This is a genomic window from Pseudochrobactrum asaccharolyticum (genome assembly GCF_003314995.1).
GTDB lineage: Bacteria > Pseudomonadota > Alphaproteobacteria > Rhizobiales > Rhizobiaceae > Pseudochrobactrum > Pseudochrobactrum asaccharolyticum.
This window is the reverse complement of the sequence record NZ_QNRH01000004.1, coordinates 378,712-395,713: the sequence shown is the minus strand read 5'-3', so window position 1 is coordinate 395,713 and position 17,002 is coordinate 378,712. Positions and strand designations below refer to the sequence as shown.

General features: G+C 51.2%; 12 protein-coding genes. 8 read left to right on the top strand and 4 right to left on the bottom strand.

What is annotated here, in order from left to right; all coding sequences use genetic code 11:
• Positions 1 to 124 precede the first annotated feature (124 nt).
• Positions 125 to 2,614, bottom strand: a complete 2,490-nt coding sequence (locus DFR47_RS13005) for a mechanosensitive ion channel domain-containing protein (protein ID WP_170137499.1) — start codon at positions 2,612 to 2,614, stop codon at positions 125 to 127.
• 415 nt (positions 2,615 to 3,029) lie between these two features.
• Here DFR47_RS13005 and DFR47_RS13000 point away from each other — a divergent pair, with 415 nt between their 5' ends.
• The 4 genes from DFR47_RS13000 (at position 3,030) to DFR47_RS12985 (ending at position 9,234) form a co-directional block, all read left to right on the top strand.
• Positions 3,030 to 3,419, top strand: a complete 390-nt coding sequence (locus DFR47_RS13000; RefSeq protein WP_113944837.1) for a hypothetical protein — start codon at positions 3,030 to 3,032, stop codon at positions 3,417 to 3,419.
• Positions 3,420 to 3,548: 129 nt separating this feature from the next.
• On the top strand, positions 3,549 to 6,083 hold the full coding sequence (gene secD / locus DFR47_RS12995) for a protein translocase subunit SecD (protein ID WP_113944836.1): 2,535 nt from the start codon (positions 3,549 to 3,551) through the stop codon (positions 6,081 to 6,083).
• A 241-nt stretch (positions 6,084 to 6,324) separates the two neighbouring features.
• Positions 6,325 to 8,109, top strand: coding sequence for a YbaL family putative K(+) efflux transporter (ybaL, locus tag DFR47_RS12990; protein WP_113944835.1), 1,785 nt, complete (start codon positions 6,325 to 6,327; stop codon positions 8,107 to 8,109).
• Between the two features lie 174 nt (positions 8,110 to 8,283).
• Positions 8,284 to 9,234, top strand: coding sequence for a lysylphosphatidylglycerol synthase transmembrane domain-containing protein (locus tag DFR47_RS12985; protein ID WP_113944834.1), 951 nt, complete (start codon positions 8,284 to 8,286; stop codon positions 9,232 to 9,234).
• Between the two features lie 56 nt (positions 9,235 to 9,290).
• On the opposite strand, the gene DFR47_RS12980 is transcribed toward DFR47_RS12985, so the two are convergent.
• Entirely contained in the window at positions 9,291 to 10,145 is an 855-nt protein-coding gene (locus tag DFR47_RS12980; RefSeq protein WP_113944833.1) for a branched-chain amino acid aminotransferase, read from the bottom strand.
• A gap of 643 nt (positions 10,146 to 10,788) precedes the next feature.
• Here DFR47_RS12980 and DFR47_RS12975 point away from each other — a divergent pair.
• The 4 genes from DFR47_RS12975 to DFR47_RS12960 all read left to right on the top strand — a co-directional run bounded on the left by DFR47_RS12975 (position 10,789) and on the right by DFR47_RS12960 (position 15,167).
• The gene (locus DFR47_RS12975; protein ID WP_245416565.1) at positions 10,789 to 11,802 is read left to right on the top strand and encodes an ABC transporter substrate-binding protein; all 1,014 of its coding nucleotides are present in this window, start codon (positions 10,789 to 10,791) and stop codon (positions 11,800 to 11,802) included.
• 292 nt (positions 11,803 to 12,094) lie between these two features.
• Positions 12,095 to 13,189 carry an ABC transporter ATP-binding protein gene (locus tag DFR47_RS12970; RefSeq protein ID WP_113944831.1) on the top strand — a complete coding sequence of 365 codons (1,095 nt, stop codon included), beginning with the start codon at positions 12,095 to 12,097 and terminating at the stop codon, positions 13,187 to 13,189.
• Positions 13,186 to 14,379, top strand: coding sequence for an ABC transporter permease (locus DFR47_RS12965; RefSeq protein ID WP_113944830.1), 1,194 nt, complete (start codon positions 13,186 to 13,188; stop codon positions 14,377 to 14,379). Before DFR47_RS12970 ends, DFR47_RS12965 begins: the two co-directional genes overlap by 4 nt.
• Positions 14,376 to 15,167 (top strand): ABC transporter permease, encoded by a 792-nt coding sequence (locus tag DFR47_RS12960; protein WP_113944829.1) that lies wholly within the window; start codon positions 14,376 to 14,378, stop codon positions 15,165 to 15,167. Before DFR47_RS12965 ends, DFR47_RS12960 begins: the two co-directional genes overlap by 4 nt.
• Before the next feature lie 64 nt (positions 15,168 to 15,231).
• Here the strand turns inward: DFR47_RS12960 and cysW are convergent, their stop codons facing one another.
• Both cysW and cysT read right to left on the bottom strand, forming a co-directional pair.
• Positions 15,232 to 16,104 carry a sulfate ABC transporter permease subunit CysW gene (gene cysW / locus DFR47_RS12955; protein WP_281011638.1) on the bottom strand — a complete coding sequence of 291 codons (873 nt, stop codon included), beginning with the start codon at positions 16,102 to 16,104 and terminating at the stop codon, positions 15,232 to 15,234.
• Complete coding sequence (cysT, locus tag DFR47_RS12950) at positions 16,088 to 16,930, bottom strand: sulfate ABC transporter permease subunit CysT (RefSeq protein WP_113944827.1); 843 nt, start codon at positions 16,928 to 16,930, stop codon at positions 16,088 to 16,090. Before cysT ends, cysW begins: the two co-directional genes overlap by 17 nt.
• Positions 16,931 to 17,002: the final 72 nt, after the last annotated feature.

The window sequence follows — 17,002 nt, the reverse complement described above, 5'->3', positions numbered from 1 at the left end:
TGTCTGCAGTGCATCATTTCATGGCCTTATTTATAATCATTACCGATGAACCGCAACTGAATGGCCGGTTAATAAAAGCTTAATCCCGAAAAGAATAGAACAACTTTACGGGAGCACCATTATTCTAGCCCTCTGCAACCTCTTCTGAATTCACATGTGGCTCCGGATAAAGAATCGGTGACGGTAAAGGCATAACGCTGATGCCTTCTTCTGCAAAACGCTCAACAATGGTGAATTGCAGCTCATTACGCACACCGAGAGCACTGGTAATATCCGCAAGGAAGATACGAATTTCAAAACGCATCATCATATTACTGCTGACGAGTTCTGTCATATTGATCAGGAACACCATCGGCTCCGGATTTTTCAAAACCAGCGGCGTCTCTTTGGCAATCTCAAACAACATCGCCTGAATTTTACGCACATCCGTACGATAACCGATCAGAATTTGCAGATCAGACCGGCCAAGTTTATTGCGATGCGTCCAGTTACCAACATTATCATTAATCAGCGTTGAGTTCGGAACGATGATCGTTTCACGCTGGAAAGTCTCAACCTCGGTCGCGCGGACACTGATCTTTTTTACGAAACCGCTGACGGTTCCGGTCTGCACCCAGTCGCCTACTTTCAACGGACGCTCGGCCAGCAGGATAAGCCCCGAAACAAAGTTCGAGACAATATTCTGCAAGCCGAAACCGATACCAAGCGAAAGACCACCGGCCACGAGTGCCAGACTGGAAAGATTAATACCGGCAGCAGAAATACCAAGTAGCCCTGAGAGCGCCAGACCAACGTAACCAACCACTGTTTTAATGGAGTTACGTACCCCCGGATCAATGCGGCCCCGTGCCATCACACTGCCGTCCAGCCAGTTCTGGAACAAGCGGGTCAGAAAGTAGCCGAAAATAAACAGCAGAATACCGGTGATTATACTCAGCAATGAAATTGAAAAGGTGCCGATCTGGAAACCGGTCATAATGCGCACAAAGGTTGTACGCATTTCCGACCATTGGAAGCCGAACTGCATCAGGACCAGCGGCACACCAATGAAGAGTACAATCAGATTAATAAAAATACCGGCTGCTAGCCCGAGCTGATCCAGCGTTGCTTCAGTGGCATTGAATTTATCGCGGAGCTTCCGCCCCAGACTGGTATTAGCAAAAGCCTTCTCATGCGTAATTGCACGCGCCGTCAGGAAGCCCAGATACATGGTGACGATGAAAGCACCGGTCACCACAATCTGCTGCGCTACAAAACGTGCAAGACCAATATAACCGAAGATTGCCGCTAAAATCGGAACCAATCCGAGCACGATCAGAATAATCTTGGTAAGATTCGGCCATGCGCGCAGCTCACCCGTCCTCGGGTTCTGGATTGGCCTCAGGAAGGCGATTGCCAGCAGCAAAGCACCAACCGTGGCCGTGCCAATCACACTTTTCGCAACGGTCAGCGACAAGGGGGATGACATTACGCCATTCAGGATTTCCAGAAAATATTCAATACTCTGCGTAATGGCCGCTGCGGTCAGCAACCAGATCAGTATACGTGCCGGTTTTGGTGCAATCGGCAGAAGACGCCAGCTCGGCATATCCGGACTGAGTACACCGCAGGCCAGCCGGTAAATAAACAGCACCACACAGAAAAGTGTAAATAATGCCGCTAGCAGTTTTGCCACGTCCGGTCGCAAAAGATCAAAGCGCTCAAACAGCACATAAACCAGCGCAAGAAACACTACGATTGCCAGCGACGGAATAACCGTGGACCAGAAAGCTACGGATAAGCGACTGAGGTAGCTTGGTTTTTCTTCCAGCGGATCACGTTCATACAATTCCGCAAGCCAGCGCCTTGCGCCAAGATGGATCAGCAATGCAGGAATGACCGAAACAGCGATCACACCCAGTAATGTCCAGAGATTTGGATAGAGTGTGAAATCCCACCAGGATTTCAAAAGATAATAAAATGTCTTGGTTTCATAACCGGCCGCATTGATCACTTCTGTAACCAATGCCGTGTTAATATCCACACGCTGCGACAGGGTCTGCGTGAACAGATCACGGCGCATAGTGCCAATTTTTTCAATTATTTGACTGGTCTGAACTGATGCATCTTCCGTAAAACCAAGAACCGTATTGATCTCGGCTTTTTCCGCTGCCAGACGGGCGCGCTCAGTAGCTACAATTTCAGCTTCAGCGGGTTTTCCCTCTGCTGGCGGCGGGCCGATCTGATCCAGACGAGAATTGATTTCGCCTAACCGCGGACGAAATGCGATACCCGCATCAAGCAATTTCTTAGAGATGGCTTCCAGTTTAACTTTAATATTGGCCAGCGTCTCGTCATTATTCTTCGACTTGTCGAGTGACTTGGCAATATCCTCGATCTGCTTGCGCAAATCCTCCACGACAGCTTTTTGCTGCGTCACCAGATTTGGCTGCACGACTGCGTTTTGCGGTGCCTCTGGTGCTTTAAGTGTTGCAGGAGCTTCTGCACTCTCCGGTATCGTTTGTGCCTGCGCACTCATCCAGCCGGTATCCGCAATTTCTCCGGCAGTCAGCCCTGCAAACAGCAGGAACAAACTTAACACGAACCGTAAGGAAAATGCCGATAGCTTTTTCAAAATCTGTCTCTCAATAAACTGCTGTTTGTGATTCATCTCATTGGCTTTTTCGCGCCTGACAGTCCAGCAAAAACTACATCTGAAGATGCCGCCTGTGACAGCGCTCTTCACAAAGAATATAGACGTAAATAAGAGCAGCTGACAAATAGCCTGCCCAATGCTGTCTGACCTGTAGTTTTCCATAAAATTTTTACAACAAACATTAATCAGCGCCGGAGCAGCGGTTCACAGGTAAACAATGATGTACAAAGCCGCTATTTTTCTTGTGATTGCGGCGATGAATGGTTAATGAAGTCGTAAAGTTTATTTTGCAAATCAGCACAGAGAACGGGCCGGAACAATTTTCAGATCCAGACTTTGCAGTGATATAAAGAAAAAGACATGGGAAGAACAGCGGAAGCTGTCGCTTCGCTCTGTGCTTTATTCTTTTGGCCTGCTGTGGTTTCTGAGCGGCTTGCTCGCATTACAATCTGCGCTGATCGGTGCCAATGACCCCGCTTCTCTCAGTTACCAAACTGCAGCTGTTCTGCAGGAACGTCAGAATGTTCAAACAACTGATCCGGCTGGCAGGTCACAAAACGGCACACTGAGTGCACCGGTCAGAGCTATTCTGACCCCTGTTCTGTACTTCAGCAATAAAACTTTGCCTTTCAGCGGCAACGGGACATTCATTCTCCCGGCCCTGTTTACCCTTCTGGCAACCTTTACTGCATTATTTGTTGCCCGTTCGCGCAACAATCCGGCAGCCCAAATCTGCCGTCATATTGTCCGTGCGCGCGCACCACCCGCACTTAACTCCCTTTAATACTGCTTTTGCAGCTATTCTTCAGGCAACCTTGTCTCGGCACCGGTTTCCTTAAACTCCATCTGTCGCACTTTCTTCGCATCTGAACTCACATGCGGATTTAGCGAACACTCAGACCGGATATTTCTCATGCGTACACCCAAATGGGCTGTATATCTTTACAGCTTCATCATTCTGGCGGGGATGCTTATCGCCCTGCCCAATCTCTTTACCAAAGAGCAACTGGCCAATATGCCTGGCTGGTTCCCGAAAAATCAGGTCACACTCGGGCTTGATCTTCGCGGCGGCTCCTATCTTGTTCTTGAAGTCGATGCGGCTGGTCTGAAAAAAGACCGTCTGCGTTCTCTTCTTGATGATTCCCGCAGCAAGCTGCGCTCCGAGCGTATCCAGCCACAGTCCATTCGCCTTGCCGGTGATGCGGTTCTGGTAAATATCGCGGATACAGCGCAGCGTGAGCGTGCAGTGACAGCCCTTAAAACGCTGATCAACCCAATCTCGACCAGCGGTTTTGGTACACCGATCAATGATATTGATGTGACCACACCGGGCGAGCAGATCCGTTTGGCTCTGACCGATGCAGGCTTTACCTATCGTCTCGACAGCGCACTGACACAGAGCCTTGAGATCATTCGTCAGCGTGTGGATCAGGTCGGTGTATCCGAGCCTTCTATCCAGCGCGTCGGCAGTGACCGTATCGTTGTCCAGCTGCCGGGTCTGCAAGATCCGACACAGCTGCGTCAGCTGCTCGGTTCTACAGCTAAAATGGCCTTCCATATGGTTGCGGATGCAGATCCGAACAGCCCGCCGCCTCCGGGCGTCACCATTATGGAAGATTCAAAAGATCCGAATATCAAATATCCGATTGAAGATCAGGTCGCACTTAGCGGTGAACGTCTGACTGATGCCCGCGCCGGATTTGATCAGCGCTCCAATGAGCCGATCGTCTCCTTCCGTTTCGACAGTCAGGGTGCCCGCCAGTTCTCTGAAATCACCACAAAGAACGTTAATCGTCCTTTCGCCATCGTGCTCGATGACAAAGTGCTTTCAGCGCCAACCATTCGTGAACCGATTACCGGTGGTTCCGGTCAGATCAGCGGCTCATTCACAGTAGAAGACACTGTTGTGCTTTCTGCCCTGCTGCGTGCCGGTGCCTTGCCTGCACCGCTGACTGTTATTGAAGAACGTACCGTTGGTCCCGATCTCGGTGGCGACGCCATTAAAATGGGTGTCTATACCGGTATTCTCGGCTTTATTCTCGTCGCCGTCTTCATCGTCATGCTCTATGGCGTATGGGGTATGATCGCGAATTTCGCGCTGCTGCTCAATATCGTGCTGACTTTTGCGGCACTGACATTGATCGGCGCGACACTGACACTACCCGGTATCGCCGGTATTATCCTCAGTATTGGTATTGCTGTGGACGCGAATATTCTCATCAATGAGCGTATCCGTGAAGAAACCAAAAAAGGCATGGGCGCTATGGCTGCGCTCGATAAAGGCTTTAATTTCGCCTATTCGACCATTGTTGACGCCAACGTCACTTCTGTGATCGCAACCCTGCTGCTGTTCATGTTCGGTAGTGGTCCTGTTCGCGGTTTTGCGATTACCATGATGCTCGGCACCGGTATTTCCATGTTCACGGCTGTTTCGGTTGTCCGTATCATCATGGCCTGGTCGGTTCGTCGCCGTAAACTCAAAGTTCTCGAAATTGAACCTTGGATTCGCGTTGCGCCGGAAAACACCAACTACCAGTTTATGAAAGCCCGTTATTTCGGGATTCTCGTATCGGTGGTTCTCTCTATTGCCTCGCTGTTCCTGTTCTTCAAACCGGGTCTGAACTACGGTCTCGACTTTACCGGTGGTATTCAGGTTGAAATCACAACCTCTACACCGGCTGATCTTGCACAGCTTCGTTCTTCGCTCGGCGGCCTTGGCCTTGGTGAAGTGGCTCTGCAAAACGCAGGCAGCGATCAGAGCGTTCTGATCCGTGTTCAGCGTCAGGACGGCGGTGAAGAAGCGCAGACTGTTGCAGTCAATAAAGTCCGTGATGCGGTTGTTGCCATCGACAAAGATGTGAAAATCGAGCGTACTGAAGTCGTAGGGCCAAAAGTCAGTGGCGAGCTTGCCCGTTCCGGCTTTATCGCGCTGGTACTGGCTGCCGGTGCTATGCTGATCTATCTCTGGTGGCGGTTTGAATGGTATTTCGCTATTGGTGCGATTGCCACGCTGGTACTGGATACGACCAAGCTGGTTGGCTTCTTTGTTATCACACAGCTCGACTTCAACCTTACGGCGATTGCCGCAGTGCTGACGCTGGTCGGTTACTCCGTCAACGATAAAGTGGTGGTCTATGACCGTATGCGCGAAAACATGCGTATGTATAAGTCCAAGCCGCTGCGTGAAATCATTGATATGAGTATCAATCAGGTTTTCGCCCGTTGTATCTATACCTCGCTTTGTACCTTCCTTGCCGTTCTTCCGATGGCAATCTGGGGCGGTAGCGCGGTTGAGAACTTCGCGATCCCGATGCTGTTCGGTGTGTTCATTGCAACAACTTCGTCGATCTTCATTGCGGCACCAATTCTGATGCTGCTCGGCACATGGTGGGAACGCACACATAAGCGCGGTCTCGGCGATACAGATACGACTGTTACCGCTAAGTAATCAGGCACAAACTAGAGCGGTTTACGTCTAGATTAGATCATGGCACTCGCTCTAGATTTTTTAGTTGTCGCATTATCACGACGTCAAGTTGAAGCAACTTGACTGTAAAATGCTCCAGTATCACGCGGTTTAATTGCCGCGTGATACTCCTCCCTTACCGCCCTTTTTCTGAACTGCATAATTCCGCCGATATTGCAGTTGAGACAAACGGCACAAAGATACCTTATAAGGACAAGCCGCCATGCCTCACGACACACCTCTCATCGCCACGATTGTTGTCGGTCTGTGTCTGGCCTTTCTCTTCGGAGCCATTGCCAATCGTCTTCGTATCTCCCCGCTGGTCGGTTATCTGCTGGCAGGCGTTTTATGCGGCCCCTATACGCCGGGTTTTGTGGCCGATCAGGAGCTGACACTTCAGCTGGCTGAAATTGGCGTGATCCTGCTAATGTTTGGTGTCGGCCTGCATTTCTCGGTCAAAGAGCTGCTGTCGGTGAAAGCCATTGCCGTTCCCGGAGCCTTGGCGCAGATTTTTGCTGCCACCGTGCTGGGTACAGGTCTTGGACTGATTATCGGCTGGGATCTCACCGGTTCTGTTACCTTTGGTCTGGCGCTCTCCACAGCATCCACCGTTGTGCTTCTCCGTGCCATGCAAGAACGCCGTCTGATGGAAACGGATCGCGGCCGTATCGCTGTCGGCTGGCTGATCGTTGAAGATCTGGTGATGGTGCTGACACTCGTATTGATGCCAGCGATTGCCGGTCTGTTGCATGGCAATTCCGGCACTGTGCCGTCCGATCCGATTGCCTCATATCTGGGGCTTGGCATTACCGGCATCATTGTGCTGACTCTGATCAAGATTGCGCTTTTCATCGCTCTGATGCTGGTGGTTGGCAAGCGCGTTGTGCCTTGGGTTCTCGAAGTTATCTCCGCCAGCGGTTCGCGTGAATTGTTCCGCCTTGGTGTGCTGGCCATTGCGCTTGGTGTGGCCTTTGGCGCTGCCAATCTGTTCGGCGTGTCACTGGCGCTCGGTGCATTCTTCGCCGGTATGGTGATGAGTGAATCAGAACTCAGTCATCAGGCTGCCGAAGAATCTCTGCCACTACGCGATGCTTTCGCGGTGTTGTTCTTTGTCTCTGTCGGGATGTTGTTCGACCCGATGGTTCTGATCAACAATCCGCTGTCACTGCTGGCAACATTGCTGATCATTATGATCGGTAAATCGGCTGCCGCCTTTTTCATCGTTCGCGCCTTTAAACATCCGACAGGCACTGCACTGACAATTTCTGCCAGCCTTGCGCAGATTGGTGAATTCTCATTCATTCTCGCAGGCCTTGGTGTTTCGCTGAAACTGATGCCGAAAGAAGCGCAGGATCTGGTACTGGCAGGCGCAATTCTATCTATTCTGTTCAATCCGTTGGTGTTTATCGGCTTTGAAAAACTGCGTCCTTTCATTGAGCGCAAACTTGGCGCCAAACAATCACCGGATGTCACAGAGCTGACAAAAGAGGATGATGAATATCACACCATCAAATCTTTCAGCGCCTATGCAACATCCCTGACCGGCCATACGATTATTGCCGGTTACGGTGAGGTCGGTTCACGCGTTGCGGAAAAACTGCTCGCGGAAAAATGCCCGATCGTGGTGATCGAGAATGCAGAAAAACCGGCGATTGAACTGCGTGAAACCGGTGTTGAAGTCATTCTCGGCAATGCGGCCGAAAAGGAAACGCTGAACCGCGCCGGTCTCGCCGATGCGCAATGCCTTATCCTCGCACTACCCTATGCTTTTGAAACAGCACGCGTCATTGCACAGGCCAGCCAGAAGAATCCAGGCCTGCATATTATTGCCCGCGCTGAATCAGTAGTAGAGGCGGATTATCTGCGTGATCTCGGGATCGGCACCATTATTCTGGCTGAAGAGGAAATCGCACGCGGTATTCTTGAAAAAATTGCAGAGAATAATGCCGGAAAACAGGAAAAACTGACAGAAACTTCACCTGAAGAACCCTTAAGTTCCATAAATTAATGATTAAGACATAAAAATCGTTAAAAGTGCGAAACAGTAAAACTGACAACATGTGAATACCTGTTACAAATATGTGATGTGGAATCAATCAACAGAGAACCGGTCTTTTAAAGGTCTGCAATCCGGCGATTACATAAGTGACCACACCAACAGCAAGAAGGTGTCATCTGATAGATGAAATGGAAAGATTACATCTGGCCGGCAATCGGCCTCGGTGCGGTTACCATATCCGTATGGCTTCTTTATAAAGAACTGCGCAGCATTTCTCTTGAAGATGTAATTGACAGTCTTGCGGCAATTACGCTGAAACAATGGCTGCTAAGCGCAAGCTGCGCTTTGCTGTCCTATATGTCTTTGGCCGGTTATGACCGTATTGCGCTAAAACATTTGAACAAAAAGATCTCATGGCTGTTTATCAGCCTCTGTTCCTTCACCGCCTATGCACTGTCGCATAATATCGGTGCATCGGTGATTTCCGGTGCTGTTGTCCGTTATCGCGCCTATTCATCCAAAGGCCTGTCCGGTGCGGAAGTTGCAGTTCTCGTCGGTTTCTGTTCTTTCACCTTTGCGCTCGGCACGCTGATCCTCAGCGCGATTGTGCTGCTGATCGAACCTGAGCTGCTGCAGCGTTTTAATGGTGATATTCCTGAAAGCCTCGCAATTGCTGCAGGTATTGTCATTCTGATACTGGTTGCGCTTTATGTATTCGGCAGCTGGATGCAATTGCGCCCACTACGGATCGGCTCCAAGTTCCAGCTATCCTACCCGCGGCTTTCCGTGGTGAAATGGCAGCTTCTGATTGCACCGCTGGAGCTAATCGGCGCGGCAGGTATTATCTATTTCGCATTGCCGGAAGCCGGTCACCCGGGTTTCCTGATTGTGTTGGGTATTTTCCTGATTTCCTTCTCAGCAGCTTTGATTTCCAATGCACCGGGTGGCCTCGGTGTTCTGGAGTTCCTGTTCATCACCGGTCTGCCTAATCTTAATCCGGCAGATGTGCTGGCAGCGCTGATTGTCTTCCGCCTGCTCTATCTGCTGATACCATTCGGTATTTCCCTGATAGTGGTGCTGGTTTTTGAGAAAAGTGAATTCTCTAAAAAGCGCAAAATTGATATCAAATCATAACAACAAAAAAGCCCGCGACAATCGCGGGCTTTTTATTAACACAGTGAACAGCACTCTTATGAATGTGCCCAATCCCAGTAGAGCTTACGGGCTTTTTGCGCAACCGGACCATAGCTCAGCTGCTTGTCATCAAAGCCGATCACCGGCACAACTTTGGAATGATTGCCTGTTGAGAAAATCTCATCAGCTTCGCGGAAATCTTCCACGCGCAAAGTCGTTTCAGTCACGGTCACGCCATTATCGCGCAGCAGCCCCATCACACGCTGACGGGTAATACCATTGAGGAATGTGCCATTTGGCGCAGGCGTAAACACTTCACCGTCACGCACCATGAAAACGTTTGAAGAAGCCAGTTCCGCCACATTACCCAACATATCGCAAACCAGCGCATTGCCGAAACCTTTGGCACGCGCTTCACGGATCATGCGGGCATTGTTGGGATAAAGGCAGGCAGCCTTTGCATCCAGTGGCATGGTTTCAATCGTCGGACGACGGAAACGTGTGGTCGTAATAGTAAAGCCGGTCGGCTCGCCTAACGGAATTTCTTCCAGACACAGCGCAAAGTCAGTGCTTTCAGCCGCCGGCAGAACCACATTGGCTTCGCCCTCTTCCGCCCAATACATCGGGCGGATATAGACCGCAGCATTCTCGCCGAATTTCGCCATGCCCTGACGGGTCAGCTCCATGATTTCTTCCGGCGTATAGGTCGGCTTTAAGCCGAGCGCTACCGCAGAGCGGTTTACACGCGCACTATGGAGATCAAGATCAGGGATCACGCCTTCGAAACCGCGTGCACCGTCAAAGACAAGGGAACCAAGCCAGGTTGCCTGCGAAGATGCGCCCAGAATGCGCACATCGCCCTCATGCCATTTGCCTTTATAAAATGTCCAGCTGCGACCAATCTGGCCCATGTCACTTCTCCATATGCGAATCAAACTGAAATCCGGAAACCTGTCTCTAGCAAATTCCGGCCTGCTGCGATGGTTTGCATAACACAAGAACCGGCTGGTCCCGTCAAATATGACCCGTCACCTGCCCCACCGCATGCACGGATTACAATAAAATTCTTCGCCGGAAGTGCAACAGCGCAATTTAAAATCAGGTATTTTTTAAATTTATTCCTGTGTGCAGAAGCTGCAATAAAATCAGCAAACCATCATTTCAGCGCACAAATTCATTCCGAAATCGCATCAACTTAAACAGATGAAGCATACAGCCCGGCAAACTGACGTTTACGGAAGACAAGCATTTCAAGCGCTGGAAAACAAACACCATTCCCCGCATGGTTTCATATATCAGAAACCATTTTCAACCGCAGATAAGGTTCAAAAATTAATGAGAAACACGCAGAAGCTGTAACAAAAGGTCATGATTTAAATGAGAACAGCGCTAAATTAGCTCATCACTTATGCGACATTAATTGTACGCGAACCGCATAATCAGCACTTGCCCCTCTGCATTTCCTATGAATAACTTGTTGCAACAAATTTCATAACAATAAACTGTGGGGAATAATCAATGAAGCTTACGCATATTGCATTCACTGCCTGCACCATGCTTGGCGGTCTGGCTCTCGCAGCCGGTTCTGCTCAGGCACGCGACCTCACTGTCGTCTCCTGGGGAGGAAGTTATCAGGACGGTCAGCGCGAAATTTATTTCAAACCTTTTGCCAAAGAACTGGGCAAACCGGTGCTTGATGAAAGCTGGGACGGCGGCTACGGCGTGCTGCAAGCTAAAGTCAAAGCCGGTGAAACCAATTGGGACGTTGTTCAGGTTGAAGCCGAAGAGCTGGAACTTGGTTGCGCCGACGGCATCTATGAAACAATCGACTGGGAAAAGCTCGGCGGCAAAGACAAATTCATTCCGGCTGCAGTGCATGACTGCGGCGTCGGCGCAATCGTCTGGTCAACCGGTATTGCCTATAATGGCGACACGATGAAAGAAGCGCCGCAATCATGGGCTGACTTCTGGAATGTTGAAAAATTCCCGGGCAAACGCTCGCTGCGTAAAAGCGCCAAATACTCCCTAGAATTTGCTCTGATTGCAGACGGCGTTGCCGCCAAAGATGTTTATGATGTGCTGGCTACACCGGAAGGTGTGGACCGCGCATTCAAAAAACTCGATGAAATCAAACCGCATATTGTGTGGTGGGAAGCCGGTGCACAACCGGTGCAGTTGCTCTCCTCCGGTGAAGTTGTGATGGCTTCGGTCTATAACGGCCGTATCAACGCCCTGAACCGTACGGAAAACAAGAATTTCGGTTTTGTCTGGCCCGGCAGCATCTATGCCGTAGATAGCTGGGCAATCATGAAAGGAACGCCTTTCCCGAAAGAGTCGATGGATTTCATCGCCTTTACCAGCAAGGCAGACAATCAGGCCAAGCTGCCTGAATATATCACCTATGGTCTGCCGAATATCGAAGCCGATAAATTCGTTGATGAAAAATACCGCAAGGATCTTCCGACCACTCCGGCTAATATGACCGATGCCGCAGCTATCGGTGTGGAATTCTGGACTGATAACTCGGAAAGCCTGAACCAGCGGTTCAACGCATGGCTTGCCCAGTAAGCTGAGGCTTAGACCGGCATAATCATGCCAGTTTATACAGTCGTTCCGGCATGTTCATACCTTTCCCCCGTGAGGTTGCATCAATGCCGGAGCGGCTGCCTCCGCAACTTTATTTTGCCGGTTGCATAGCAGCTGTGCTGTTCCCCGACCATTGAGCGGTCATCTATTTACAAGCGCATTTCCTGTTGCCGCCCCGCAGCAGAGAACAGCAGTCACTGTTCTGTTTTAATCCCGAAAACAGTTTTGCCCACAGCAATTTTAACAGTGATCCGCTCCATTTGAGGTTTTACGCGTGAATAATCCATTCATTCATTTTGATAAGGTGAGCAAAGCATTCGGCTCCCTGACAGTCGTCGATAATCTGGATCTGACAATCGGCAAAGGCGAGTTTGTCAGTATGCTCGGCCCTTCCGGCTCAGGAAAAACCACATTGCTGATGCTGCTGGCCGGTTTTGAACGCCCTACCGGCGGCACGGTCAGTGTTGATGGCAAACGCATAGATCAGCTCCCGCCACATAAGCGCAATATGGGCGTTGTGTTTCAGAATTATGCGTTGTTTCCCCATATGACCATTGCTGAAAACGTCGCTTTTCCGCTTAAAATGCGCGGGCTCTCCAAGTCTGAAATGCAGAATCGTGTGAAGCGTGCACTGGATATGGTGCAGCTCGGCACCATGCTGGAGCGCAAGCCTTCTCAACTCTCTGGTGGTCAGCAGCAGCGTGTCGCTTTGGCACGCGCATTGGTGTTTGAGCCGGAAGTGGTGCTGATGGATGAGCCGCTTGGCGCGCTTGATAAGCAATTGCGCGAGCGGATGCAGCTCGATATCCGCGAACTGCATCACCGTCTTGGCCTGACCATTGTTTTCGTAACTCATGACCAGTCTGAAGCGCTGACCATGAGCGACCGTATCGCTGTATTCAATCGTGGCAAGATTGAACAGATCGGCACACCATCCCAGATTTATGACCATCCGGCGACGCAATTTGTTGCGGAATTTATCGGTGAAACCAACCTGATTGACGGCAAAGTCTCCGGTGCGCTCAACGGCCAGACCCAAATTCGCCTGAGCAATGGTCAGGATATTCGTGTTGATGCAGAAGCACCGCTGCTGGCTGGTCAGGATATCCGTCTGTCGCTGCGGCCTGAACGCGTGCGTCTGAATACCGATGACAGTACTTCCAATAAATTATCTGCCACCGTCAGTGATATTGTTTATCACGGCGATCATCTGCGTGTGGCGCTGGATTTTGCAGGCCAAAGCCTTGTCACCAAAGCTGACCGCAGTTTCCATACGCTGAAAGCCGGTGATCCGGTGACGCTGTCTTTCTCGCCTGCTGATTGCTGGCCGATTGCGGCTCAGGCCAAACCTGCAAAGGCAGCGGCATGAGCGAAATACAACGACAACGTTTAAAATCCTTCGCACTCGTCGCACCGCTGGGCCTGTTCCTGCTGGTGTTCTTCATCATCCCGCTGGTAACAATGATGAAAGAGGCAATATCCGATCCGGTTGCGGCCAAAGCTCTGCCGCTCTCCGCGCAGGCGGCAAGTAGCTGGAATCCGGAAACACCGCCAACGCCGGAAATGAAAGCCGCTTTGGCGGAAGATATCCGCAACAATGATGATGCTCAGCTTTACGGCGATTTGGTGCGCCGTCTCAACAGTGCACAACCCGGTTTTCGCACATTAATGAGCAAAACCCGCAATCAGCTGACCAAGCTGGAGGAACCGGTTGATTATAATCAGGTTGATCTGGTTGCGATTGATAAAAAATGGGGCGAACAGCCTTACTGGCAGGCCATTGCCAGTGCAGCCTCCGGCACAATGACTGACCGCAATCTGCTGGCGGCCATTGATATGGAACGCGATATTTCCGGCGAAATCCGCTCTCTGCCAGCGGATGCCTCTGCCAATGTCACCATTATGGTGCGCACTTTCATCACCGCACTCAGCGTTACCATTGCCTGTATTCTGATCGGTATTCCGTTCGCTATGGTTGCCGCCTCCGTAGAAGGCTGGAAACGTCAGCTACTGCTCGGCGCGGTCTTACTGCCGCTCTGGACTTCGCTGCTGGTGCGTACGGCCGCATGGTTCATCCTGTTGCAGGATCAGGGGCTGATTAATAATGCGCTGATTGCGATCGGTATCACCAGTGAACCACTGGCACTGATCTTCAACCGCACCGGTGTGATTATCGCCATGACCCATGTGCTGCTGCCATTCATGGTACTGCCGGTATTCAGCGTTCTCATCGGTATTCCGAAGAACCTGATGCCTGCCGCCGCCTCGCTCGGAGCACATCCGCTGCGTTCTTTCTTTCATGTGCTGTTGCCATTGATTATGCGCGGTGTGGTTTCCGGCTCGCTGCTCGTCTTCATGACAGCGCTTGGCTATTACATCACCCCTGCTCTGATTGGCGGCGCTAAAGATCAGCTGATCAGCTCGGTCATCGCCTTCTACGCCATGGGCGCTGCAAACTGGGGTATGGCCGGTGCGCTCGGTATGGTGCTGCTGATTGCAACCATCCTGCTCTACACAATCTATATGCGCCTCTCGACTGAGAAGGAGGTACGTTCATGAACGGCTTCAAACTCCTCAAACTTCTGTTTGGCACTGCGGTGGTGTTTTTCCTGCTGGCACCACTGGTGGCAATTCTGCCGCTGGCCTTCACCAGTGGCGCTTTGCTTGGCTATCCGATGGAAGGCTATTCCACTCGCTGGTTTCAGGAACTGGTGCAGGCGGACGCTTGGCGGCGTTCGATCATCAACAGCCTGATCATCTCCGTCGGCACTACAGCACTGGCAACAGTGCTGGGAACAATTGGTGCACTGGGACTGCGCGGCAACCAGTATTCCTTCCTGTTCAACTCAATTAAAACAGTGTTTTTGCTGCCGATGGTCGTGCCTGCTGTGGTGCTCGGCGTGGGCATGCAGCTGATGTTTGCACGATATGATCTGCTCAATTCCTATACCGGCGTGATCATTGCCCACACGGTTGTAGCAGTGCCCTTTGTGGTCATCAATGTGCTGGCCGTGCTGCAAAGCGTTGACCGGCGCGTGGAACAAGCCGCTGCCAGCCTTGGTGCGCCACCCTATGTCATCCTGCAAAAAGTGACACTGCCACTGGCAAAACCCGGCATTATTTCCGGTGCTGTCTTTGCTTTCGCAACCTCGCTGGATGAAGTCGTGCTGACCCTGTTCGTGGCAGGTCCGAACCAGCGCACACTGGCACGGCAGATGTTCTCCACCATCCGCGAGAATATCAGTCCGGCTATTGCCGCCGCTGCATTTGTCTTCATTGTCGGTACAATATTGATTGCACTGGTGATGATACTGACCCAGCGCAAAGCAGCAGCACAGCAGCAATAAAACAAACAATTACAAAACGATAAAAGCCGCCTTTGAATCAATTTCAGAGGCGGCTTCATCATTTTTAATCTACTTGCTTGCGTTCCAGCCAGACTTTCAGCACCAGCGTCAGCAGCGCCAGCACGGCCAATGTTGAAGCCGCGGCAAATGCACCAACCGTATTCTGATCCTGAAACAGCAGATCAACCTGCAAAGGCAGTGTATTGGTTTTACCGCGAATGGCACCGGAGACAATCGATGTCGCGCCATATTCGCCCATCACGCGCGCATTACACAACACTGCACCATAAAGCAGCGCCCATTTAATATTCGGCAACGTCACATAGAAGAAGGTTTGCAGACCACTGGCACCAAGCGACAGCGCCGCCTCTTCATCCTCGCCACCCTGCATTTCCATCAGCGGGATCAGCTCACGGGCAACAAAAGGACTGGTTACAAACAGGCTGACCAGAAAGATCGCCGGAATTGTGAACATGATCTTGATATCATAGCTCTCCAGCAAAGGCCCCAGCATCCCCTGCGCACCATAGAGAAACAGATAGGCTGTACCGGCAATGATCGGAGATACGGAAAACGGGATCTCGATAAAGCTGATCAGTAAGCGCCGTCCAGGAAAGCGGAACCGCGTCACCAGCCATGCCACGCAGACACCAAAGGCCATATTGACCGGCACAACCACAATCGCCGTCAGCACAGTCAGCCACACCGCATGCATGGTATCCGGCTTGGTAATTTCTGCCCAAAAGCGTCCCATACCGCTGCCGAAAGCGGCAGAAAAGATCACCGCCATCGGAATGCCAAGCACGATCAGTGACAGCACAACGGCCAGCCCGATCAGGAAGCGTCGCCCCCAAAGCCTGCGTCGAAACTGCGGTGAAGTTTTTTCAGAAGCTAAAGCAGGAAAAGCCAAAATCGCCATATCAGTTTCGCTCCGCATAGCGCAGCTGCCGTGCCTGCATCAGATTGGTTATCAGCAGCATGGCAAAAGCCATCAGCAACATCACCATCGCCAGAGCCGCCGCTGCCGGATATTCATATTCGTCCAGCCGCACAAAAACGAGCAGCGAAGTCACTTCGGTTTTAAATGGCAGATTGGCAGAGATGAAAACAATCGCGCCAAACTCCCCCAAGCCACGCGCAAAGGACAAGGCACTACCAGCCAGAAATGCAGGCAGGATCATCGGCCAGATCACATGAGCAAAAACCTGCAACGGATTGGCACCAAGCGTCTCCGCCGCCTCCTCCACATCATGATTCAGATCCTCAAGTACCGGCTGTACCGTGCGGATAACAAAAGGAATACTCGTAAAAGCCATCGCGATTATGATGCCCGCAGGCGTATAGGCCAGGTACAGGCCAAGCGGTTCAGTATATTGCCCGATCCAGCCGTTCTTCGATAAAACGGTTACCAGCGCCAGACCGGCAACAGCGGTCGGCAATGCAAAAGGCAAATCCACAGCAGCATCCAGCAGGCGCTTGCCCGGAAACTCGTAACGCACGAGCACCCATGCCATCAGCAGACCAAACAGAGCATTAAAAACAGTTGCGGCAGCAGAGGTAAGTATGGTCAGCTTGAATGTCGCAACAGCACGCGGCGAGCTGACAATCGCCCAGAAATCAGCAAATCCGAGACTGGCTGTTTTCATAATCAGAGCAAAGAGCGGCAGAGCCACAATCACTGTCAGATAGAGCAGCGTACAGCCCATTGTAATGCCAAAGCCCGGCATCACTGTTTTTCTGACTTTAAAGAATGGTCTTTTCATCACCGGTCTGCTCTGTATGGGATACGGGAAAACCGGCGCGCTTTTAAGGGCGCACCGGCTGTCATTTTCAGG